This is a genomic window from Brevundimonas sp. GW821-FHT02A10, from assembly GCF_059422025.1.
The window spans coordinates 249,926-271,834 of record NZ_JBWKWC010000002.1 but is presented as its reverse complement, the minus strand read 5'-3'; the positions used below and the strand labels follow the sequence as shown (position 1 = coordinate 271,834).

Here is a 21,909-nt window from a genome sequence, read left to right as displayed (position 1 = left end):
GCAACGGCGACTGGCGCCGTTGCCAGCGCCGTTGCAGGCGCGCATCAATCGCAAAAGTTCGGTCGCGGCGCCGGAACACTCGCGCCTGCTGTCGGTTGCCGAACCAAAGCACAACGCCGGGAGGCGCCTCCATGACCGATTTTCGCGACGTGCCCGCCGAGCAGCGTTTCGAGCAGGGCTTTACCGATCCCGACGGCGCGCTGCGCGTCGTATGGGCGGACTACTCGATCCAGGGCGACCGGCGCGCCATCCTGCATGTCGAGGCCGAGCCCGAGCTGCGCGGATCCGGCGCGGCGGGCCAGTTCATGCAGAGCCTGGCTGATCACGCCCGCGCAGAGGGTATGAAGCTTGCGCCGCGCTGCAGCTATGCGGTGATCTGGTTCAAACGCCACCCAGACTACGACGACGTTCTCGCCTAGCCCCCGCCGTAGCCGCCGATGATCGGCAGCACCTCGCCGGTGATGAAACTCGACATCTGGGGCGATGCCAGGAAGACATAGGCCGGCGCGATTTCCTCGGGCTGGGCCGGCCGCTTCATCACCGTCTGCGATCCGAATTTCGAGACGTCTCCAGCCTCCTTGTCGGCCGGATTGAGCGGTGTCCAGACCGGCCCGGGCGCGACGACATTCACCCGGATGCCGCGCGGCGCCAGATGGGTCCCCAGAGACCGGGCGAAGGCGTGGATGCCGCCCTTGGTCAGGGAGTAGTCGAGCAGGTCCTTGTTTCCCATGATGCCGGTCACCGACCCGGTCATAACGATGGCCCCGCCGTTTTTCATGTACGGCACGGCGGCCTGGGTCAGGTTGAAATAGCCATAGAGATTGGTCTTCAGGGTCCGGTCGAAATGCTCGAACGTCAGGTCTTCAAAGGCTTCGACATGCTCCTGGAAGGCCGCGTTGGGCACCACGACGTCGATGCGTCCGAAGGCGTCCAGCGTCGCCTTGACCGCCATCTTCGAAAAGGCCGGATCGGCGACGTCGCCCTGCAGGACGATGGCCTTGCGCCCCTCGGCCTCGACGGCCGCGCGGGTCGTCTCGGCATCGGCGGCCTCGTCCAGATGGCAGATGGCGACATTACAGCCCTCACGCGCGAACAGGACGGCGACCGAGCGGCCGATGCCGGAATCCGCGCCGGTGATCAGGGCGGCGAACCCTTCGAGCTTGCCCGAGCCCTTCCAGAACGGGGCGTCGTACATCGGGGCGGGGTCGAGCGCGGCCTCGTCGCCGGGCTTGGGCTGATGCTGTTTTGGAAAGGGCGGTTCGGGATAGACGCGGGCGCCGGCCTGGACCGCGCTGTCCTTCCTGTCATCGCCGCCGCTCCCGGCCTTCGCATCGATCCCGGACTGGATCGCGCGCTCGTCGTCGGCGACCTCCTTGGCGGCGGGGGTGAAGCGGTCGTCCATGGCGGCTCTCCTGTGAGGGTGCGGAGGTAGCGACCCGGCGGCGAGCTTGTTCCGAACAGCCAAGTTCGGGCGCAGGATGATCCGCCGGCCGCTTTACGCGTTGCGCTGGAAGGAGGGCCGCCGATGCCGCATCTTGATCCCGCCGCCCTCGGCCCTGCCGCGGGCCTGATGCAAACCTGGGTGCTGCCGGTCCTGCTGGGACTGGGTCTCGCCTCGGCGACGGGGTTGAGGACGTTTCTGCCGCTGTTGATGCTGGCCCTTGCGGCGCGCTTCGGCCTGTTCGGGATTACCCTCAACGAACATCTGGCCTGGGTCGGCTCGATCCCGGCCATCGCGGCTCTTGGTGTGGCGGCGGTGGCGGAGTTTGCGGGCGACAAGATCCCGGTGGTCGATCACGCCCTGACCGTCATGGGGGCCTTCGTCCGCCCGATCGCCGGCGCCGTCGCCGCGGCCAGCGTCTTCGCGGGTCTGGACCCGACCACGGCCGCGATCGCGGGGATCATCGTGGGCGCGCCGACCGCCTTCGCCTTCAACGCGGTGCAGGGTGGAACGCGGCTGACCTCGACGGCGACCACCGGCGGCCTGGGCAATCCGGTGCTGTCCTTCATCGAGGACGTGCTCAGTTTCCTTATGGTGCTGGTCGCCTTCCTGGCGCCGGTGATCGTGCCGATCGTTCTGATCGTCTTCGCCGTTCTGCTGTTCCGGCTGGCCAGGCGCCTGCGCGAACGGCCGGCCAGAGCGAGATGATCCGACCTTAGAGGGTGCGGGCGACGATGGTGCGGATGGTCTCGGCCTTGACCGGAAGATCGCTGTGCAGCCGCGAAGCGATCTCGCGGGCGCCGACCGGATAGGCGTCGCCGCCGTCCGCGATCTCCTTGGCCATTTCGGCGGCCTGGATCAGGATTTTCTCGAACGCCTCAACCTGTTCCACGGCCAGGGCGCGGGCCTCGGTCTGGAGGCGCTTGACCCGTTCGGCGGTGGTCTCTGGCGTTCGCATCATTTCGTAGATGGCGCTCTCCGCCTCGACGAGACGCAGATTGGGCGTGACGGGCGGCTTTGACTTTGCGGTCGGCATGACTTGGTTCCCTCAGCTGAAGGAAAAAGTCGCGGAGAAGGTCCCTCGTTCCCCGTAATTCATCCGTTCACCAATATGTCCGGGCCACTGTGGCGGCGGCGCATCACGGCGCTCGGCGAACGTGCCGTCAGATCCGTTCCCGGTCGTCCTCGTGTTCGTCGTCCAGGACCTCGGCGGCCTGTTCGTTGAGCGCCTGACCCTCACGCCGCGGCTTGACGTAGGGCGCCGGCTGCGGGGTCGAGGTGTTGTTGCGCCACAGGGACCGGCCAGCCGTAAGCCCGCCCGCGACCTGAAGTGTCAGCCGTTCCTCGTCGCGGCGGCGCACGTCCTCGATTGTCTCGCGCGCCTCGTCCTCCGAGAAGCCGAGATCCTTGAGCACATGCTCGCCGAAGGCCAGGGCGGATTCGAAAGTCTCGCGGATGTGGAACTCCACCCCGGCCTTGATCAGCCGGATCGAATGGCCACGGTCATAGGCGCGCACGAACAGTTTGGTCAGGGGAAACTCGGCCTTGACCAGTTCGACGATGCGGTCGGCCGTTTCGGGCTTGTCGACGCAGACCAGAATGGTTTCGGCCGAACCGGCGCCCGAGGCGCGCAGCACGTCAAGCCGGGCGCCGTCGCCGTAATAGACCTTGAAGCCGAAATTGCCCGCGGCCTGGATCATCTCGACGTCGACATCGACGATGGAGACGTCCACGTCGCGCGCCAGAAGCGGCTGGGCCACGACCTGGGCGAACCGACCGAAGCCGATGATCAGGACACGCTCGCGCAGGCCCTCGGCCTTGTCGATGCCTTCCAGCGACACGACGTCCTTCGGCTTGAACCGGTCGGCCAGCAGCATCCGCACCGGGGTCAGGGCCATGGACAGGATGACCACGGCGGACAGGATGGCGGCGGTGCGGGTATCGAACAGGCCGGCGGCCAGGGCTGCGCCATAGAGGACGAAGGCGAACTCTCCGCCCTCGCCCATCAGGGCCGCCCGCTTCAGGGCCTCGCCGTGGCCCGACTTGATGCGGGCGATCGTGTAAACGCCGGCCATCTTGGCGAACATGAAGGCGGCGACCCCGCCCAGGATCACCGGCCAGTCGCGGATGACGACGCCGAGGTCCAGCGACATGCCGACGCTGAGGAAGAACAGGCCCAGCAGGATGCCGCGGAACGGCTCAACGTCAGCCTCCAGCTGGTGGCGGAAGGTCGATTCCGACAGCAGCACCCCGGCCAGGAAGGCGCCCATGGCCATCGACAGTCCGCCCAGGTCCATGGCCCAGGCGGCGCCCAGGACGACCAGAAGGGCCCCTGCCGTCATCACCTCGCGGCCGCCGTAACGGGCCAGAAGGCGGAAGGCCGGATTGAGCAGCCAACGCCCGATCACATAGACGGCGGCGACGGCGGCGATGGCGAAGCCGATGGTCAGCCAGATCGGCTGGGGGTTCTCGATGGCGGTCCCGAACATGCCGCCGAACACTGCGACCAGGGCCAGCAGGGGGACGATGGACAGGTCCTCGAACAGCAGGATGGAGACCACCCGTTGCCCGGGCGGATCGGACTGTTCGTTCCGCTCTTCCAGCAGCTGCATGACGATGGCGGTGGAGGAAAGGGCGAAGCCGGCGCCGGCAATGATTGCGGCGGGAACGGCCAGACCGGCCAGAAGGGCGGCGCCGGTCAGAAGGGCGGCGCAGGTCAGAACCTGAAGGGAGCCCAGGCCGAAGATTTCCTTCCTCAGGCTCCACAGCCGGGCCGGACGCATCTCCAGCCCGATGATGAACAGGAACATCACGACGCCCAGTTCAGCGACGTGCAGCACGGCCTCGGCGTCCTCGATCAGCCGGAAGCCGAACGGGCCGATGACCAGACCAGCGGCGAGGTAGCCCAGCACCGCGCCCAGTCCGAACCGTTTGAACAGGGGCACGGCGACCACGGCGGCGGCCAGCAGGGCCACCGCGTGACCCAGTCCCATTCCGCCGCCCGTCGGATCCGCCATATCGTCTGCCCTGCCTGCCGAGCTTCCATAGTGGGGGTTCAGGCGAAGGATTGCCATTGCGACACAGTCGATGCGCGCCTTTTTTGGTCCGCGCCCCGGCCACAATTTCACCGAACGTCAGTCGGCCTCATGCAACCAACGATATAACCGGAGGAGGACGCCATGCTCTCGACTGTGCTCAAACAGGGGGTGGCCGCCGTCGTCGGCCTGTCGCTCGCCGCGCCGGTGGGGGGAGGGGCGGTGTCCGCGCCCGCGCCTGTCCCCGTTGTCGATGGAGAGGCGACGCCCGCCGCCTGCGCGCCGCTGGGCTTCAACCTCATCCGGGGCCCGCAGTATCCGCCTCCGTCGCGCCCGGTTATCGCTCATGCGGCGCCGCCCCCGATCACCCTGCCGATCGAGCCGACGAAGAAGGAGGATCGGGTCGAATATCAGGGGGCGCCGGTGATCGTGCCCGGACCGCCGCCTCCGCCCGCGCCGCCCCCTCCGCCGCCGCCGGCTCCGTCGCGCCCGGGGGTGATCACCACCGACGCGGCCGGGCGGGTCAATTCCGTGGACGGCGTCGCCGTAACGGGCAGCCGGATCCCGTCCGGATCGGGCTATGCCTATGCGCCCGGCGCGCCCCCGCAGCCTTATGTCCCGCCGCCGCCTTCGGCCGTGAGCACCGAACGCTATCCGGACGCCACGCCCAATCCGGTGCATCGGGTCGCCGATGAGCCGGTCTCGACCTTCTCCATCGATGTGGACACGGCCGCCTATTCCAACGTCCGCCGCTTCATAGCGAACGGCGCACCGCCGCCGCGCGACGCCGTTCGGGTCGAGGAGATGATCAACTATTTCGACTACGGCTACGCCCGACCGACCAATCGCGCCGAACCCTTCGCCGTGACAACGGCGGTCGCCGCCTCGCCCTGGTCGCCGGGACGCCAGATCGTTCATATTGGCCTGCAGGGCTATGAGCTGCCGGCCGGCGAGCGGAAGCCGCTCAACCTGACCTTCATGGTCGACGTCTCCGGCTCGATGAACTCGCCCGACAAGCTGGCGCTGGCGCAGCAGGCGATGAACCTGATCATCGACCGGCTCCGGCCTGAGGACCGGGTGGCGGTCACCTATTATGCCTCCGCGGTCGGCACGGCAGTCGGGCCGACCTCGGGCGCCGAGAAGCTGAAGCTGCGCTGCGCCGTCGCGTCCCTGTCCAGCGGCGGCGGCACCGCCGGGGCGCAAGGGCTGACCAACGCCTATGACCAGGCCCAGGCCGCCTTCGGAGCGGACAAGGTCAACCGCATCCTGATGTTCACCGACGGCGACTTCAACGTCGGGGTCACCGACAACAAGCGGCTGGAGGACTATGTCGCCGACAAGCGGGCGACGGGGATCTATCTGTCGGTCTATGGCTTCGGGCGCGGCAACTATCAGGATGCCCGGATGCAGACCATCGCCCAGGCCGGCAACGGGACCGCCGCCTATGTCGATGATCTGAACGAGGCGCGTCGCCTCTTCGGGCCGCAGTTCGACAAGGGCGCCTTCCCCATCGCCGATGATGTGAAGATCCAGGTCGAGTTCAATCCGGGCCGGGTCTCCGAATACCGGCTGATCGGCTATGAGACCCGGCTCCTGAACGAGGAGGACTTCAACAACGATCGCATCGACGCGGGCGAGGTCGGATCCGGCGCCTCGGTCACGGCCCTGTATGAGATCACCCCCGTCGGCGGTCCGTCGCAGATCCCCGAGCGCCGCTATGAGGGCAATCGCCCGACACCTGCGCTTCAGTGGGGCGCCGGCGATCCGGACGGTGAGGTCGGCTTCGTCCAGGTCCGCTACAAGCTGCCGGGTCAGCCGACGTCGCGTCTGATCCAGCATGTCGTGTCCTATGCCGCAGGGGGCCGGGTTTCGGCCCAGCCACCGGAAAGCACCCGCTGGGCCCTGGCAGTCGCCGCCTTCGGCCAGCGTCTGCGCGGCGACCCGTGGATGGCGGCCAACTACGATTGGGCCTCGATCCTCGACCAGGCCCAGGGCGCACGGGGCGACGACCCGTACGGCGATCGGGCAGAGTTCGTGCAGATGATCCGCGCAGCGGACAGTCTGTCGGCCAGAGGCCAACCCTAGGAGCGTTTCTTCCCCTTTTACGAGAGTGTCGGAGGCGGTCTGTTTCGCCTCCGACACAATTGTTCCCGCATAAATGCGATTTATTCGCAATTGAGGTTGAACCTTGGCCGGAACTTGATATTGCGAGCCCATCGCAATGCGACCGCATCGCAAAATCATGTTCAATCAAGCCGGATCTCCTCCCCCGATGACCGACAACCGCGCCTCGACGCTTCGCGCCCTTCTGTTCGCCTCCAGCGCCGCCGGCATGCTCTGCGCCGCGCCCGCCTTCGCCGCCGAAGAAGGTCCGATGTCGACCGCGCCGGTCACCGGCACCGCCGACCAGCAGTCGACCGCGGTCGGCGACATTGACGTCCACGGCCAGCGCCGCCGCGCCGAGCCGGAATCCTCGAAATACGTCGCTCCGCTCGTCGACACGCCGCGCAGCGTCACGGTCATCCCCCAGCAGGTCATCGAACAGATCGGCGCGACCTCGCTGCAGGACCTGCTGCGCACCTCGCCCGGCATCAGCTTCGGCGCCGGCGAAGGCGGCCAGCCCCTGGCCGACCGTCCGTTCATCCGCGGCCAGTCCTCGGGCAACAACATCTTCGTCGACGGCATCCGCGACTCGGGCGGCCAGCAGCGCGAGGTCTTCAACCTCGAGCAGGTCGAGGTCATCAAGGGTCCGGACTCGGCCTATTCCGGGCGCGGCTCGGGCGGCGGTTCGATCAACCTGTCGTCCAAGTCGCCCAAGCTGGTGGACTTCACCAACGTCTCGCTCGGCGGCGGCACCGACGGCTACTGGCGCGGCACGATCGACCAGAACTGGCGTATCAGCGACAACGCCGCCTTCCGGATCAACATCCTGTCGGCCTCGGGCGACATCGCGAACCGTAACGCGGTCGACTACGACAAGCTGGGCGTCGCGGCCTCCTTCGGCGTCGGCATCGACACCGCCACCACCGCGACCCTGAGCTTCAACTATCTCGACAGCGACCAGATGCCCGACTACGGCATCCCGCTCTACACCAAGAAGGGCGGCGCCACGGCTCCGCGTCCGAATGCTGCAGGCATTCTGGATGTCCCCTACGACACCTTCTACGGCCTGACCGCCCGCGACTACCTGACCAATACCGTCAAAAGCGCCACCCTGGTCCTGTCGCACCAGCTGACGCCGAACCTGACCATTCGCAACAGCACCCGCTACGCGGAGACCCTGAACGACTATGTCGTGACCAACCCCGGCGACGGCGGCAACGCCGTTCTCGTCGGGAGCACCTGGTGGATGAAGCGCGGTCTGAAGTCGCGCTGGAACCCGGTCGACACGACCGCCAACGTCACGGAACTGTTCGGCACGTTCAACACGGGCGGCCTCAAGCACAGCTTCAGCGTCGGCGCCGAGTTCACTCATGAGGTCAACGACAATGCGTCGTGGACGGTCACGTCCCTGACGGGCACGGCCTGTCCGGCGCCTTTGACCGGCGTGGACTGCGCCCCGCTCTACAACCCGAACCCTTCTGATCCCTGGACCGGCACCAAGGTGCTGGGCGCCATCACCTCGAACACCACCGACACCAAGGCCGTCTACGGCTTCGACTCGATCGAGCTGGGCGACAAATGGCTGGTGAACCTCGGCCTGCGCTGGGACGACTATTCAGTCGACGGTGTCGCCTCGACCGGTCTGGCCGTGCCGGAAGCGTCGTGGGACTTCGTCAACTACCAGATCGGCGTAGTCTACAAGCCGACGCGCCACACCAGCGTCTATGCGTCCTACTCGACTTCCTCGACCCCGCCGACCCTCAGCGGAGGCGACGGCAACTCCAGCGCCACCACGGCGCAGGCCATTCTCGATCCGGAAGACACCACCAGCTATGAGCTGGGCGCCAAGGCCAGCCTGTTCCGCGACCAGCTTCAGCTCAGCGCCGCGGCCTTCCACCTGAGCCGCAAGAATGCCAACGTCGTGGTCGGCCCGGCCTCGACCGACCTGGCCCAGGTCGGTGAGATCCAGGTCGATGGTCTGGAACTCGGCATCTCGGGCAACATCACCCCGCTGTGGCAGATGTTCGGCGGCTATACCTACCAGCACTCGGAACTGGTGAAGGGCGCCTGCACGGTCAATACCGCCGTGCCGCCCGTCTGCGTGCCGAGCCCGCTGGAAGGCCAGGCTCTGGCCAACACGCCCGAGCACAATGTCAGCCTGTTCACCACCTATCGGCTGCTGCCGAAGTTCACGATCGGCGGCGGCGTCTACTACGTCTCCGACTCGAACGGCGGCAATCAGGGCGGCGCCGGCGGCGGCGCGAATGCGATCTACGCTCCGGCTCACACCCGCGTTGACGCCTTCGCCTCCTACGACCTGACCGACCGCGCCACCCTGCAGCTGAACGTGCAGAACGCGACGGACGAAGAGTACATCCTGCGCACCAACGGCGTGCACCACGCCGACCCGGCGCCGGGTCGTTCGGCCACCCTCGCCCTGAACGTCCGCTTCTAACGGACGATCCAGATCAAAGCTTGAGGGGCCCCGTTGCAGCTATGCAGCGGGGCTCTTCGGCCTTTAAGAGACATTCCTCATGCTGCTCCACATCCCCGAGGTCTTCACCAAGGACGAGGTCGCCGTGCTGCGCCAGCGGCTGGACGCGGGCCCGTGGACCGACGGCAACGCCACCTCGGGTCACCAGTCGGCCCTGGCCAAGCGCAACATGCAGCTGCCCGAGACGTCGGAGGTCGCCATCGAGATCGGGCTGATCGTCCGTCAGGCGCTCGAAGCCAATCCGATGTTCGTTTCGGCCGCCCTGCCGCACACCCTCTATCCGCCCCTGTTCAACCGCTATGAGGGCGGTCAGGCCTTCGGCGTCCACGTCGACAACGCCATCCGCCAGCAGGGCCGGGCCGGGGTCCGCATCCGCAGCGACCTGTCGGCGACGCTCTTCCTGTCCGAGCCCGAGGACTATGACGGCGGCGAGCTGATGATCGAGGAGAACTACGGCTCCCAGTCGGTCAAGCTGCCGGCCGGGGATCTGGTCCTCTATCCGTCCAAGAGCCTGCACCGGGTGACCCCGGTGACGCGCGGCGCCCGGGTGTCGAGCTTCATGTGGCTGCAGTCGCTGGTTCGCGACGACGCCGCGCGCGAGACCCTGTTCCAGCTCGATGTCGCCACCCAGCGCGTCAACATCGAAAAGGGACCGCAGGATCAGGCGGTCCTCGAACTGACCGGCGTCTATCACAACCTGCTGAGGCGCTGGGCGGAGGTTTAGGCCTCACGCGGATCGGCCCCTCCACCGCTTCGCGGTCCCCCTACCCACTGCGTGGGGAGGAGACGTGCGTCATCGCCCTCACGCGCCATAGCGCTGAAGTGGGGAAGCGGCGGAGCGCGGGCGATCTCGCCCGGGTACCGTTGACGACGCCCCTCGCGGATCGCCGCCTCCAAGGGGGAGTTTCGGCGTGGTCGCCCGTGCTCCGCTCGACCGGTTCTCGCAAGCGCCGCGGTGGAGGGAAGCTCTTCAGCCGGGAGCGGCGGGGTCCCATTTGCCCGCCGCCTCAGGTTTACCCGGTTCGTCCCCGTTCCGCATGGCTCAGCCCACGACAGGCGAAGGGCGCCAGGAACGCCCTCCGGACCCGGGGCTCTCCATGCCCCGGCAACCCCGCGATCGACCCCGTCGCACGTCCGGCTCCCGGGCCCGGGACGCCTTCCCCTCGCGACGGGACAGGGGAGATTATACGGCGGGTTTGGGGTGTGCTGGATCGATTGGGTCGAGAAAGGCGGAAAGCCAGGCGGGGCTTGGGATTGGGTGCCCCGATTGTGATGGCTGGGCGGATCGGACGCCCATAGTCCTCCCCCATCGGGGGAGGGGGACCGCGACGCGGTGGAGGGGGCCAGCAGCGGACACCGCAACTGGCTTGAGCCCCCTCCGTCCCCTCGCAAGCGCTCGGAGCCACCTCCCCCGATGGGGGAGGATCGCTAGTAGACGTCCCGCCGGTACCGCCCGGCCTCGGACAGGGCGATCACCCGATCCGCGCCCAAGGCCTCTTCCAGCGCGGTATGGACGCCGGAGGCCATGCCTTCCAGAGAGCCGCAGACATAGATGGCTGCGCCCCGGTCGATCCAGCGGCGCAGTTCGTCGGCCTGTTCGGTGATGACGGCCTGGACATAGCGGCCGTCGCCTTCGTCGCGCGAGAAGGTGCGGTCCAGACGGGTCAGGACGCCCGAGGCCAGCCAGGCCTTCAGTTCGGCGTCATGGAAGGCGTCGTGGGCGGCGGTGCGCTCGCCGAACATCAGCCAAGTCTCACCCGCCGAACGCGCCTTCAGATGGCCGCGCAGGCCCGCCAGACCTGTGCCGTTGCCGATCAGGATCATCGGGGTCGAGGCGGCCGGGCCGTGGAAGCTGCGGTTCACGCGAACGCGCAGGGCGACCTCGTCGCCAATCCCCGCCTGACCCGTCAACCAGCCCGAGGCCAGACCCGGCGTGCCGTCGGGATGGCGCATCAGCCGTACGAGCAGCTCGAGCCGGCCGTCGGCGGGCAGGGAGGCGATGGAGTATTCGCGCGCCGCGGGGCGGTCGCCTTCCGGCGCAGGGACGCCGATCTCGACGATGTCGCCAGCCGACCAGTCGGGCGTGTGTTCGATCGGTTCGAAGGCCAGGTGGAAGGCCTCGCCGCCGGGGCTGCCCGGGTTGAGCAGGCGGCGCTCGACCAGTTTCCAGCGGTCATAGGACGGCGGGGTCCAGTCGGGCTCGGCGTTGGAGCCGGTGACGGCGTTCAGCTGATGCTGCCAGTGGCGGATGGCCTCGGGATCGGCGTCGTCGACCTCGACCAGATCGAACAGGGGCGTGGCGCCCGAGCGCATCAGCCAGCCGTCCACGACATGGGCGAAGCCGCAGTAGTCCTTGTAGCTCCGGTCCCCGAGCGCCAGCATCCCATAGGTCAGGTCGGGCAGGGCGGCGTCGCGGTCCAGAACACGACGGAGCACCCGGCCGGCGCTGTCGGGGGCGTCGCCCTCGCCGGTGGTGGCGATGACGAACAGGGCGCGCTTCGCCGCCGTCAGCATGTCGAGTTCAAGGTCGGCGAAAGAGACGACGCGAGCGCCTTGCCCGGCCTCCGTCAGGGCGCGGGCGGTCATCAGGGCCAGCTCCTCGGCGAAACCGGTCTGGCTGGCGTAGGCGATCAGGGTGGCGTCGGAACCGCCGCCGCCGAAGGCCTCGGTGCGGGCGCGGTCGGCGCGGCGCGCACGGGCGCTGGCGACGGCGACCGCCACACAGACGATCAGCCAGAGCACGACCGCGACGGACGCCGCGATCCAGTGGACGGGATCGGTCGACACGTCAGGCTTCCTTCGGCTCGTCTTCGAGCATGGCGGCGTAGAGCGGGGTCATCCGCTCGATCGGCCCACGCGGGGTGCGTTCGACGAAATGGGCGGCCAGACCATAGGCCTCGGCGAACTCGGGACCGTCATAGGGGCCCATGACGGTCAGGGCCGTGGCGAAGGCGTCGGCCTTCATCGCCGAAGGATGGACCACGGTGACCGAGGCCAGACCGTTGTCGATCGGGCGGCCGGTGCGGCCGTCGACGGTGTGGGAATAGCGGCGATCGTCGTGGGTGAAGGCCTTGCGGTAATCGCCGGAGGTCGCCAGGGCGATATCGACGAGAGCGATCAGGGTGCGGGGCGCGGGACTGCCCGGCGGCTGTTCGATCTCGACCCACCAGGGCTGGCCGTCCGGCTTGACCCCGGCGCCGCGCAACTCGCCGCCGATCTCGATCAGGTGGGAGGTCGCGCCCATGGCGGTCAGGCGCCCGGAGACGCGGTCGACGGCGTGGCCCTTGGCGATACCGGAGAAGTCGAGCTTCATGCCCCCCGCCTGAACGGCGGCGCGGGCGTCGCGATTCAGGCGCAGCTTCTGCCAGCCGGACAGGCCCTGGGCCGCATCGATCTCTTCGTCAGAGGGCAGGGGGGCGTCGGCCGGGCGCGGTCCGGGCGGGCCGAAACCCCATAGATCCACGAGGGCGCCGAGCGTCGGGTCGACCGCGCCATTGGTGTCGTCGGCAATGTCCATCGCCGCGTCGAGCAGGGTCCAGAAAGGCTGGGACAGGGCCCAGGTCCCGGCGGGGGCGCCGTTGAACCGGCTGATCTCGCTGGAGGGCTCCCACGGGCTGAAGACAGCGATGACGGCGTCCAGCTCCTGACGGATGGCGGCGTCCAGCGCCTCCTTGTCCACGCCGGGAGGCGCGACGACCCGGGCTGACCAGCCGGTGCCCATGGTCTCGCCGCCGAGGCTCCAGACGGTATCGCCCGGCGGGCGGGACGGCGGGGCGGCCATCGGCGGGATCAGGACGCGGTTGTCCTGACCGTCCTCTTCAGACGGCGAACCGTCGCCGATCAGGATCGGCGGCGGCGCTCCCTTGGACCCCTTGAAGGTCAGGGCAGGACTTCCACGACGGCCGTGTAGGCGGCCGAGGGCGTCGGCGGGCCGGCCATACCCCGACCGCCGCCGGGACCACCGGCCGGGGCGCCTTCAGGACGGGGACCTTCAGCGCGGGGGCCTTCCGGACGGGGACCTTCGCCGCCTTCACGCTGGGGGGCGCCGCCCGGACGGTTGACTGTGTTGATCCAGTACATCCCGGCCTCGGGCCAGGTGACCGAGAATTTGCCGTCGGCGCCGGTCTTGACGGCGATGTCTTCCGGGGCGTCGCGATACTTCAGGCCGCCGCGCACGATGGTCACGTCGGCATTGGCCAGCGGGGCGCCGTCCTTGAGCAGCTGGAAGGTCGCGGCCTCGCCCACGGCAAGCTCCGACGGGTGGGTGGTGGGGACCATCTCGATGCCCTGGCCGGTCGGCTGGAACACGGTGGTGGTCGGCTCGCCCAGGGTGACGAAGGTCTCCAGACGGTTGGAGTTGATCGCCGAGACCACGTCGGTCGCGCCCGCGGGGATGTTGGCGGTCAGTTCGGTCGCCGGACCACGCCAGCGGCCGGGCGTGCCGTTGAGGGTCCAGGTGGCGTTGGCCGTCTGGGACACGCTGCCGACGCGATAGGTGCCGGGCTGGGTCAGGTGAACGTCGAAGGTCGAGCGCCACTGGCCCTGCATCGGGTGCTCGAGCGGGACATTGGAGCCGTCCGGCGCCGTGGCGCGCAGATTGTCGAGGCGCATGGCGGCGTGGTCGGCGTCGAACACGCCGTTGGAGATGCCGGCGTCGAAGCCCACCCAGCCGTCCGTGCCCGACAGGGTCGTGGTCGAGGGCAGGATCCAGGCGCGGTGGGCCTGGGCCGACAAGGGCGCGGCGAGGGCGGCAAGCAGGGCGACGACGGCGGCGCCGGCTTTAAAGCGGTTCATGTCTGTGACTTCCTCTTAGCGGCTGACGGCGACGGAGACGGCGCCCAGTTCGGTGGTCCCGGCGACGCGGCCGGTGTTCGCTCCGCCCCAGCGGAAGGGCACGCGCACGACCTCGCGGCCGCCCTGTTCGCGGGCCGCCTCGACGACGACGTTGTACTGGCCGGCGGCGACGCCGGCGAGGCGGGCGGCCGGGATGGTGATGGTCTGCCGGCCGGGCGCGCGGGTGGCGCCGGAGACGCCGTCAGCCGGCATGCGCATGGCGCGGCCGCCCTTGCGCCACCAGGTGCGTAGGTCCTTCAGCCAGTTCTGGCCCTCGTTGTCCGGCTTCACCTGCTCGTACCAGACGGCGAGGGTGCGCACGGTGCTCTGGTCGGCCGGGTTCTCGATCCACACGGCGACATAGGGGCGGTGATAGGCGGCGACCGGCAGGCGGGGGATCTCGATGGTCACGGTCAGGTCGGCGGCCATGGCCGGAGCGGCGACGGCGGAGGCCGCGGTGACGGCGAGGGCGGCGGCGGGCAGGAGGCGCATCGTTTTACTCGGTCAATTAGAAGGGATCGGGGAGGATCAGTGGACGAAGATCAGGGCGATGATGACGGGGATCAGCAGACCCAGACCCACGAGGGGCCAGGTCATGGGACGGCTGCGCGAATGCAGCCACAGAAGGGTCAGGCCGGTCAGCGCGAAGACGATGCAGGCGGCGGCGAAGACGTCGATGAACCAGTACCAGACCGATCCGGTGTTCCGGCCCTTGTGCAGATCGTTGATGTAGGCGACCCAGCCCTGAGAGGTGACTTCGTACTGGGCCTCACCCGTTGCACGGTCGATGGTCAGCCATCCGTCGCCGCCGGGCATGGCCAGTGCCACATAGACCTCGTCGGCGGTGGTCTCGGTCGGCTTGCCGCCGATATTGGCCTTGAAGGTCTGGGCCGCCCAGCGCGCTACGGCGGGCGGGACGGGGGCGGCGGTCTCCTCCGGCATCTCGGTCAGACGGGTCAGCAACGGGGCGGGCAGGGTCCCGGTCTGATCGGAGACGACCGGGGTCGCCTTGATCTGGGCCGCGTGGTTCAGGGTGATGCCGGTCACGGCGAACAGGATCATCCCGGCCAGGGCCAGGCCCGCCGAGATCCAGTGCCAGGTGTGCAACTGCTTCAGCCAGAAGGCGCGCGCCTTGTTGATCGCCGGCGGCTTGGCGCGGGCGGTCTCGGCGGTCTTCTCAGGCGTTTTGGAACGCGGGTTTGCGGCGGCTTCGGTCACGCCGTGGCTGTGCCATATCTTGCGAACGATTTGCAATAGATGCGGATGCGAAACCGATCTCCTGCGGCGCTTTTCCTTACCAGTTCAGACTGATCCCGGCGCGCAGGGTCCGGGGCGGGCCGTAGCCGGCAACGCCGTCGGCGGTCTGCGACACCTCGATATCCTTATCGAACAGATTGTCGGCGACGGCATAGAGGGTCACGCCGTCGCGCAGGGCGTAGTCGGCGCGGGCGTCGAGGGTCAGGGCGGCGTCCAGCGTTCGGCTGTTGAGATCGTCGTCGAAGCGGGCGCTTTCATAGCGGGCGCGGCTGGACAGGGTCAGGCGATCCGTGGCGCGCCAGTCGATCCCGACGGTCGCGCTCCACTCCGGCGCCTGGGCGGGACGCAGGCCGGTCAACTGGGGGGCTGAGGTCTCGCCATCGAGCTCGGCGTCGGTCCAGGAGACGGCGGCGGTCAGGGTGATCCGGTCGAGGCGCCGTTCGGCGTTGAGCTCGACACCCGTCGCCTCGATGGTCCCGGCGTTCTGGCGCTGGCGCAGGACGCCGCCCGCGGGCACGAAGCCGCCGCGCGGCAGGGCGGCGATGACGCCGGGCCCGGTCCCGATCGTGACGTTGACGATGGCGTCCTCGATCCGGTTCCAGAACAGGGTCGCGCCGAAGCGGGTCGTCTCGCGATCCCACGACAGGCCGGTCTCGATCCCTTGCAGCCGTTCGGGCTCCAGATCGGGATTGGATTCGGTGATGTCGTTGCCGACGCGGAACGGGCGGTGCAACTCATTGATCGTCGCGGGCCGGAAGCCGGAATAGGCGGCGGCGCGGGCGGTCCAGCCGGAACCGAGATCGCGCCGGACAGCCAGACGCGCCGAGGTCACCTCTCCGGACCGATCGGCATAGGTCTCGTCCAGCAGGGCGGCGCCGGTGGCCCGGTCGAGCTCCAGCCGGTGGCCGTCGGCGTTCTTCCACTGATCAAGGCGAAGGCCACCGGCGACCAGCCAGGGGCCGCCGGACCACGAGCCCTCGGCATAGCCGCCGACGACCGAGGTCTCGCCCCCCGCATAGCGGTCGCGGGTGAAACGGTTGAGAGGGGCGGACCAGCTGAACCGCTCCTGGGTCTCGCCCTCGGCATAGCGGGCGTCGGCGCCCAGCTCCCACTCCAGCCGCCCGCCGAACAGGTCGAGGGCGCTCTGGCGCAGGGCGAGGTTGGCGCCCCAGCCCGTGGCCGGCGTCGCATACTGGTCATTGGCCGGAGTGGTGGTCGAGCGGTCCGCCGCGACGGAGGCGGAGGAGTTGGAAAAGTCGCTCTCACGCCGCCAGACCTGCGCCCGCCATCCGAGCGCGCCCTTCGACGGCGTGCGGCTCAGGGTCGCCGAATAGCCCTGACCGCTGGCCGAGGAGCGGGTGTTCAGCAGCCCCGATCCGCGATCTTCATCATAGGCGGAGGCGCGTAAGGAAAGGGCGGTCAGGTCATCGAGGCCGACGTCGGCGCGCAGGGCGGCGCTCTTCGTGTCGAGATCCAGAGGCGTGTCGGCCGCGCCCGCCGCCGCGCCGCGCACGGGGACATAGCCGTCAGAGTGATCCAGCAGGACCGAGCCGGTGATGGCGACGCGGCCGTTCTTAAGTGTGGTCGCCGTCGCCAGCCTACGGCCGCCGTCCTCGCCGACCGAGGCGTCCAGCATTCCGCCTTCGCCGTCGCGCTCCCTCAGGGCGATGACCCCGGTCAGGGCCCCCGCGCCATAAGGGCCAGCCCCTGCGCCGCGCACAATGTCGAGGCTCTCGAGGCTCTCCGGCGCCACCTGCGACCAGATCACCCAGCCGCCGAAGGGATCGTTCAGGGGTACGCCGTCCAGCGTCACCAGCGTCCGCCCCGCGCCCGACGGGGCGATGGCGCGCAGGCTGATGCCCTGGGTCGTCGGATTGGCGCCGAGGCTGGAAGTGCGGCGGAACAGGGAGACGGCGGGGACCGTCGCCAGGGCTTCGTCCAGACGTGTCGAGCGGTCCAGAGTTTCCTGATCCAGCCGGATCACCGAGAAGGCGGCCTCGCCCGCGGCGGGCGGCAGTCGGGCGGCGGTGACCACCACCTCGGGAAGTTCGACGGGTTCAGGCGGCGGGGGAGAGATCTGGAACATCGAGCGTTACAATACCCGACTTCCGCTCCGGTTGCGCCGCCTATGGCTCAGGCGGCTTCAACCTGTATTTCAGCCTCGTCCACCCCGTCTGAAAGGGCGAGGCGGATAGCGTTCAGCAGGGCGTCGGCCTGGATCGGCTTCTGGGCCACGCCATTCATCCCGGCGGCCAGATAGAGGCGCTCATCCTTCGGATCGGCGTTGGCGGTCAGGGCCAGGATCGGAATACAGGCCTCGGCGCCCGGCAGGTCGCGGATCGCCCGCGCCGCCTCGACCCCGTCCATGACCGGCATCTTGATGTCCATCAGGACCAGATCGAAGCGTTCGGCCTGAACCCGCTCGACCGCCTCGCGCCCGTTCTCGGCCGTGGCGGTGGTGCAGCCGAACAGCTCCAACATCTTGCCGGCCACGAAGCGGTTGGTGGCGTTGTCGTCGACGATAAGGACGTGGAGGGTCTCGTGCGGCGTCGGCTCGGCGATCTTCTCGCGAGGGGCGCGCATCTCCGGCCCGGCCTCGGGCAGGGCGACGGTGAAGCGGAAGCGGGCTCCACCCTGTGGCGAGCGATCCACGGCGATGCTCCCGCCCAGTCGCTCGACGATCTGGCGGCAGATGGCGAGGCCCAGCCCGGCGCCGGCGCCCTCGCGCCCGGCCTGACCGGTGTTGAACGGATCGAAGATGGTCGCCGCAGCGGCTTCCGACACGCCCGGGCCGCTGTCGTCGACCACGCCGGTGACGACCAGATCGCCGGCGTGCGCGGCGCTCTCGATGCGCACCTCGACCTCGCCGTTCTGCGTGAACTTCAGGGCGTTGCCGATCAGGTTGTTGAACAGCTGCTTCAGCCGCATCTCGTCGCCGACGATCCAGTCGCCGGCGGCCGTGTCACAGACCACCGACAGGGCCAGGCCCTTCTCGTCGGCGCGGGGGCTCCACAGGGCCAGGAGGTCCTCGCCGAGGCGGTTCAGATCCACCGGCGCGGTTTCGAAGCTCATCAGACCGGCGTCGGCGCGCGACATGTCCAGCGCATCGGTCAGCAGGCGCAGCAGGCTCTGACCCGAGTCCAGAATGGTGCGGACATAGGGGCGCATCTTCGCCTGGGTCAGCTCCCGCTCCATCAGGGCGGCGACGCCCAGAACCCCGTTCAGGGGCGTGCGAATCTCGTGGCTCATGACTGCCAGGAATTCGGACTTGGCGCGGCTGGAGGCGCGGGCCTCCTGTTCGGCGCGGCCCAGATCGCGGACGAGGGCGCTCATCTCCTCGGCGCGCTTGCGATGGATGACGGCGCCGGCCTGCAGCACATGAACGCCGGCCCCGACCCCGACGTAGCGGCCGCCCGAGGTGACGATGAAACCGTTCAGAAGCCCGCCCAGATCCGAGGCGTCCAGGCTCTGGAACAGGATGGCGGCGTCGGCCTGGGCGTCCAGGATTCGAGGCCTTTCGCTCATCAGGCTGGAGGCCGGGCGACGGGCATAGAGGGCGCGGCCGAACTCGGCGGCCATCCTCAGTGTGAAGGCGTTGCGCTCGATCAGGCCGACGGGACGGTCGTCCGCATCGACGACAGCGATGACGAGGGTGTTGGGCTCCGACTGGAACCGATCGAAGATCTGCGCGCCCGGGGTGTCCGGAGACACGGCCGCCACCGCGCTGATGAAATCCCCGATCCGGGCCATACAAAACTCCCCCTGCTCGAAGGGGCGTTTAGGCGCAGGAATTTAACGCCAGCTTTGCCGGAAATGAAGGTTTTTAGATCATGTCGTGACAGGTGTTCCGGGTCCGGAGCTAAAGTCGCGCCAGAAGCTCCGCCGCGAACTCCGACAGGGTGTCGTCGCGCGCGCCCATGACGATGATCCGGTCGCCCGCCTTCGCCAGTTCGACAATGCGGTCGCCACAGGCGGCGCGGTCGTGCAGGGCCTCGGCGTTGCGACCCAGTCCCCGGACTCCGGCGGCGATGTCTTCCGATCCGACGCTGCGGTCGGTGGTGCCGCCGTAATAGACCGGCTCGGGCATGACCAGCACATCGTCTTCGCGCATCAAGCCGGCGAAACCCTCGATGAACTCATGCTTCATCAGCTTCAGCGGCCCGAAGCCGTGCGGCTGGAACAGGATCAGCAGCCGCCCGTCGAAGGCGTGCAGGGTCTTCAGGGTGGCGGCGATCTTGTCGGGGTTGTGGGCGAAGTCGTCGATGACGGTGACGCCGTTCTTCGTGCCGACGACCTCCATCCGGCGGCGGATGCCGGCGAAGCTTTCCAGCGCCTTCACCGCCTCATCCAGAGGCACGCCGAGCGCCCGCACCGCGCCGAGGGCCGCCAGGGCATTGGCGACATTGTGGGCGCCGGGGACGTTGAGGGTGGCCGTCAACCGGGCGCCGCTCGACCGCTCGGCGAGGTCAAAGGTCATCCCCGTCGGCAGGGGCTTGAGGTTATGGGCCGAAAGGTCGGCGTCTTCGTTGCCCAAGGCGAAGGTGACGACGGCGTTGGCGCGTCCGTCATCGACCATGGTCTGGGCCAGGGCCGCAGTCTCGACGTTGTCGAGGTTGAGCACGGCCGTCTTCGCCCGGCCGGTGAAGCCGCCGAACAGATCGCGCAGCTCCTCCATCGACTTGTGATCCAGCGAGATGTTGGAGACCACGGCGACGGTCGGATCATAGCGGGCGATGGAGCCGTCCGACTCATCCACCTCGGCGACGAACAGGTCGGGTCCGCCGATCAGGGCGCTGGCGAAGGGATGGTCCGCGTCGGCGAAATTCTTCATCACCGCGCCGTTCATGACCGTGGGCGCGCGACCCGCCGAATGCAGGATCCAGGCGACCATGCCGGTGATGGTCGACTTGCCGCTGGTGCCCGCGACCCCGACGGAGGTTGGGGCGGTGTTGAACAGTTGCGAGAGAAGCTGCGGCCGGGTGACGATGGTCGCGCCCGCGCGTTTGGCGGCCCCGATGTCCGGCACCGTGTCCTCGATCGCGCCGGTCGCCACCACGATCTGTTCAGGCCGGGTCACGCCCGATCCGTCCTGTGGGTGCAGGGTTACGCCGTGGGCGCGCAGCCAGTCGAACTTGGCGGGGGTGCGGCCCTGATCCAGCGCCCGGTCCGAGCCCTCGATGGCGTTTCCCTGCGCCTGGACGATCATGGCCAGAGGCAACATGCCGGAGCCGCCGATTCCGCAGAAGAAGTAGGAGACGTCGTGGGTCATCAGGTCTTAGAACAGGACTTGGCCGCAAACCGCCAGCGGGTTCGCGACCGGAATGAGTTTTCGGAGGCTTCGTGACGCTTGAAATCGATCCGGGCAAGACCGCCCTCGTCCTCATCGACCTTCAGGCCGGAATCCTCGCCAATACACTCGCCCCCTATGACAGCGAGACGGTGGTCGAAAACGGCCTGACCCTGGCCAGGGCCGTCAATGCGGCGGGCGGCGTGGTGGTGGCGGTCAACGTCAGCTTCGGCCCCGGCCGGATCAACGGCCCGCAGGGGCTGATCGACAACCCGGTCTCCACCGATCCGGTCCCGGCCAACTATACGGAGATCGTCCCCGGGCTTCTGGCCCTCGCCGACATCACGATCACCAAGCGCCAGTGGGGCGCCCTGCACGGCACCGAGCTCGACACCCTGCTGCGCAGACGCGGGATCGACACGATCATCGTCGGCGGGGTGGCGACCAATTTCGGGGTCGAGACGACCGTGCGCGAGGGTTGGTCGCACGGCTATTCTGTGATCGTCGCCGAGGACGCCTCGACCACCTTCTCGGCCGCCATGCAGGATTTTCCGATGAAGCTGGTCTTCCCCCGCATCGCCCGGGTGCGGTCCGTGGCGCAGATCGTCGAGGCGCTCTCCGCATGATGGCCAATACCTTCAAGATCGGCGTCGTCTGCGTCAGCTCCCGGTTCGCGAAGGAGCGTGCCGAGCAGGTCGAGGCCTGGATGGCCGAGCACCATCCCGAGGGCGACATCGCCGTCACCTTCCACCCCGCCTGCTTCATGAAGCACGGCCATTTCGCAGGCGACGACCGGGCGCGGGCCGACGCCTTCGTCGAATACGCCAACGACCCGCGCTTCGACGCCATCTGGTTCGCGCGCGGCGGCTATGGCTCCTGCCGCATCGTCGAGGACGTCATTCCGCGCCTGAACGACGTCGCGCGGACCAAGCGTTACATGGGTTATTCCGACGTCGGGACCCTGCTGGCGGGGATGTACAAGGCCGGGTTCAAGCATCTGGCCCACGGGCCGATGGCCTCGGATTCGGTGCGCCATGACGCCACCGCCGAACGCGCCCTGGCCTGGCTGGTCAAGGGCGACGAAAAGGGGCTGGAACCATCGCTGGCCGTCGACAGGAAGAAGGCTGTCGCCTTCAACCTGACCATCATCGACCAGCTGGTGGGCACGCCGCTGGAGCCCGATCTGACCGACCACGTCCTGATGATCGAGGAGGTGTCGGAGGCGCTGTATCGCGTCGACCGGATGATGTTTCACCTGACCAGCCAGCCGTCGATCCGTAAGGTCGCGGGCATCCGGCTGGGCCGGGTCTCGGACGTGACGCCCAACGATCCCGACTTCGGCCTGACGGCGCAGGAGATCGTCCGCTACTGGTGTCACCGGTCCGGCATTCCCTTCCTCGGTAAGGCGGACATCGGCCACGACGGCGACAACAAGGTTGTGCCCTTCGGTTAAAGCTCG

At 68.5% G+C, this 21,909-nt stretch carries 18 protein-coding genes; 7 read left to right on the top strand and 11 right to left on the bottom strand.

Features of this window, described 5'->3' with window-relative positions:
* Positions 1-131: 131 nt before the first annotated feature.
* The gene (locus AC07U0_RS07715) at positions 132-419 is read left to right on the top strand and encodes a GNAT family N-acetyltransferase (protein ID WP_494719447.1); all 288 of its coding nucleotides are present in this window, start codon (positions 132-134) and stop codon (positions 417-419) included.
* Here the strand turns inward: AC07U0_RS07715 and AC07U0_RS07710 are convergent.
* Positions 416-1,402 carry an SDR family oxidoreductase gene (locus AC07U0_RS07710; RefSeq protein ID WP_494719446.1) on the bottom strand — a complete coding sequence of 329 codons (987 nt, stop codon included), beginning with the start codon at positions 1,400-1,402 and terminating at the stop codon, positions 416-418. The genes AC07U0_RS07715 and AC07U0_RS07710 overlap by 4 nt on opposite strands.
* A gap of 123 nt (positions 1,403-1,525) precedes the next feature.
* Between AC07U0_RS07710 and AC07U0_RS07705 the strand changes: the two genes are divergently transcribed.
* A complete protein-coding gene (locus tag AC07U0_RS07705) occupies positions 1,526-2,149 on the top strand; it encodes a DUF4126 domain-containing protein (protein WP_494719445.1) in 624 nt (207 codons plus the stop codon).
* 7 nt (positions 2,150-2,156) lie between these two features.
* Here the strand turns inward: AC07U0_RS07705 and AC07U0_RS07700 are convergent, their stop codons facing one another.
* Positions 2,157-2,477 (bottom strand): hypothetical protein, encoded by a 321-nt coding sequence (locus AC07U0_RS07700; RefSeq protein ID WP_494719444.1) that lies wholly within the window; start codon positions 2,475-2,477, stop codon positions 2,157-2,159.
* 127 nt (positions 2,478-2,604) lie between these two features.
* Positions 2,605-4,458, bottom strand: coding sequence for a monovalent cation:proton antiporter-2 (CPA2) family protein (locus tag AC07U0_RS07695; protein ID WP_494719443.1), 1,854 nt, complete (start codon positions 4,456-4,458; stop codon positions 2,605-2,607).
* 162 nt (positions 4,459-4,620) lie between these two features.
* On the opposite strand from AC07U0_RS07695, the gene AC07U0_RS07690 reads away from it, so the two are divergent.
* From AC07U0_RS07690 to AC07U0_RS07680, 3 genes are all read left to right on the top strand, one after another.
* Positions 4,621-6,561, top strand: coding sequence for a vWA domain-containing protein (locus AC07U0_RS07690; RefSeq protein WP_494719442.1), 1,941 nt, complete (start codon positions 4,621-4,623; stop codon positions 6,559-6,561).
* A 187-nt stretch (positions 6,562-6,748) separates the two neighbouring features.
* Positions 6,749-9,034: a TonB-dependent receptor gene (locus tag AC07U0_RS07685; RefSeq protein ID WP_494719441.1), complete on the top strand. Its 2,286-nt coding sequence runs from the start codon at positions 6,749-6,751 to the stop codon at positions 9,032-9,034.
* Positions 9,035-9,113: 79 nt separating this feature from the next.
* Positions 9,114-9,797, top strand: coding sequence for a Fe2+-dependent dioxygenase (locus AC07U0_RS07680; protein ID WP_494719440.1), 684 nt, complete (start codon positions 9,114-9,116; stop codon positions 9,795-9,797).
* Between the two features lie 704 nt (positions 9,798-10,501).
* Here AC07U0_RS07680 and AC07U0_RS07675 read toward each other — a convergent pair.
* The 8 genes from AC07U0_RS07675 to AC07U0_RS07640 form a co-directional block, all read right to left on the bottom strand.
* Entirely contained in the window at positions 10,502-11,860 is a 1,359-nt protein-coding gene (locus AC07U0_RS07675; protein WP_494719439.1) for a sulfite reductase subunit alpha, read from the bottom strand.
* A 1-nt stretch (position 11,861) separates the two neighbouring features.
* Positions 11,862-12,854, bottom strand: a complete 993-nt coding sequence (locus AC07U0_RS07670) for an FAD:protein FMN transferase (protein ID WP_494719438.1) — start codon at positions 12,852-12,854, stop codon at positions 11,862-11,864.
* Between the two features lie 98 nt (positions 12,855-12,952).
* Positions 12,953-13,867 (bottom strand): DUF4198 domain-containing protein, encoded by a 915-nt coding sequence (locus AC07U0_RS07665; RefSeq protein ID WP_494719437.1) that lies wholly within the window; start codon positions 13,865-13,867, stop codon positions 12,953-12,955.
* 15 nt (positions 13,868-13,882) lie between these two features.
* Positions 13,883-14,398, bottom strand: a complete 516-nt coding sequence (locus tag AC07U0_RS07660; protein ID WP_494719436.1) for a DUF2271 domain-containing protein — start codon at positions 14,396-14,398, stop codon at positions 13,883-13,885.
* 36 nt (positions 14,399-14,434) lie between these two features.
* Positions 14,435-15,124 (bottom strand): PepSY-associated TM helix domain-containing protein, encoded by a 690-nt coding sequence (locus AC07U0_RS07655; RefSeq protein ID WP_494719435.1) that lies wholly within the window; start codon positions 15,122-15,124, stop codon positions 14,435-14,437.
* Positions 15,125-15,200: 76 nt separating this feature from the next.
* Positions 15,201-17,249 (bottom strand): TonB-dependent receptor, encoded by a 2,049-nt coding sequence (locus AC07U0_RS07650; RefSeq protein ID WP_494719434.1) that lies wholly within the window; start codon positions 17,247-17,249, stop codon positions 15,201-15,203.
* A gap of 47 nt (positions 17,250-17,296) precedes the next feature.
* The gene (locus AC07U0_RS07645) at positions 17,297-18,913 is read right to left on the bottom strand and encodes an ATP-binding protein (protein WP_494719433.1); all 1,617 of its coding nucleotides are present in this window, start codon (positions 18,911-18,913) and stop codon (positions 17,297-17,299) included.
* 109 nt (positions 18,914-19,022) lie between these two features.
* Positions 19,023-20,432, bottom strand: coding sequence for a UDP-N-acetylmuramate--L-alanine ligase (locus AC07U0_RS07640; protein ID WP_494719432.1), 1,410 nt, complete (start codon positions 20,430-20,432; stop codon positions 19,023-19,025).
* Positions 20,433-20,503: 71 nt separating this feature from the next.
* Between AC07U0_RS07640 and AC07U0_RS07635 the strand changes: the two genes are divergently transcribed.
* Positions 20,504-21,076 (top strand): isochorismatase family protein, encoded by a 573-nt coding sequence (locus tag AC07U0_RS07635; protein ID WP_494719431.1) that lies wholly within the window; start codon positions 20,504-20,506, stop codon positions 21,074-21,076.
* On the top strand, positions 21,073-21,903 hold the full coding sequence (locus AC07U0_RS07630) for an LD-carboxypeptidase (RefSeq protein ID WP_494719430.1): 831 nt from the start codon (positions 21,073-21,075) through the stop codon (positions 21,901-21,903). The genes AC07U0_RS07635 and AC07U0_RS07630 overlap by 4 nt, the downstream gene beginning before the upstream one ends.
* Positions 21,904-21,909 lie beyond the last annotated feature (6 nt).

Coding starts and splice junctions, on each gene's coding strand:
- AC07U0_RS07630 (WP_494719430.1), top strand. CDS start 21,073: ATGATGGCCAATACCTTCAAGATCGGCGTCGTCTGCGTCAGCTCCCGG.
- AC07U0_RS07650 (WP_494719434.1), bottom strand. CDS start 17,249: ATGTTCCAGATCTCTCCCCCGCCGCCTGAACCCGTCGAACTTCCCGAG.
- AC07U0_RS07680 (WP_494719440.1), top strand. CDS start 9,114: ATGCTGCTCCACATCCCCGAGGTCTTCACCAAGGACGAGGTCGCCGTG.
- AC07U0_RS07645 (WP_494719433.1), bottom strand. CDS start 18,913: ATGGCCCGGATCGGGGATTTCATCAGCGCGGTGGCGGCCGTGTCTCCG.
- AC07U0_RS07660 (WP_494719436.1), bottom strand. CDS start 14,398: ATGCGCCTCCTGCCCGCCGCCGCCCTCGCCGTCACCGCGGCCTCCGCC.
- AC07U0_RS07695 (WP_494719443.1), bottom strand. CDS start 4,458: ATGGCGGATCCGACGGGCGGCGGAATGGGACTGGGTCACGCGGTGGCC.
- AC07U0_RS07700 (WP_494719444.1), bottom strand. CDS start 2,477: ATGCCGACCGCAAAGTCAAAGCCGCCCGTCACGCCCAATCTGCGTCTC.
- AC07U0_RS07690 (WP_494719442.1), top strand. CDS start 4,621: ATGCTCTCGACTGTGCTCAAACAGGGGGTGGCCGCCGTCGTCGGCCTG.
- AC07U0_RS07710 (WP_494719446.1), bottom strand. CDS start 1,402: ATGGACGACCGCTTCACCCCCGCCGCCAAGGAGGTCGCCGACGACGAG.
- AC07U0_RS07685 (WP_494719441.1), top strand. CDS start 6,749: ATGACCGACAACCGCGCCTCGACGCTTCGCGCCCTTCTGTTCGCCTCC.
- AC07U0_RS07665 (WP_494719437.1), bottom strand. CDS start 13,867: ATGAACCGCTTTAAAGCCGGCGCCGCCGTCGTCGCCCTGCTTGCCGCC.
- AC07U0_RS07715 (WP_494719447.1), top strand. CDS start 132: ATGACCGATTTTCGCGACGTGCCCGCCGAGCAGCGTTTCGAGCAGGGC.
- AC07U0_RS07640 (WP_494719432.1), bottom strand. CDS start 20,432: ATGACCCACGACGTCTCCTACTTCTTCTGCGGAATCGGCGGCTCCGGC.
- AC07U0_RS07705 (WP_494719445.1), top strand. CDS start 1,526: ATGCCGCATCTTGATCCCGCCGCCCTCGGCCCTGCCGCGGGCCTGATG.
- AC07U0_RS07670 (WP_494719438.1), bottom strand. CDS start 12,854: ATGGCCGCCCCGCCGTCCCGCCCGCCGGGCGATACCGTCTGGAGCCTC.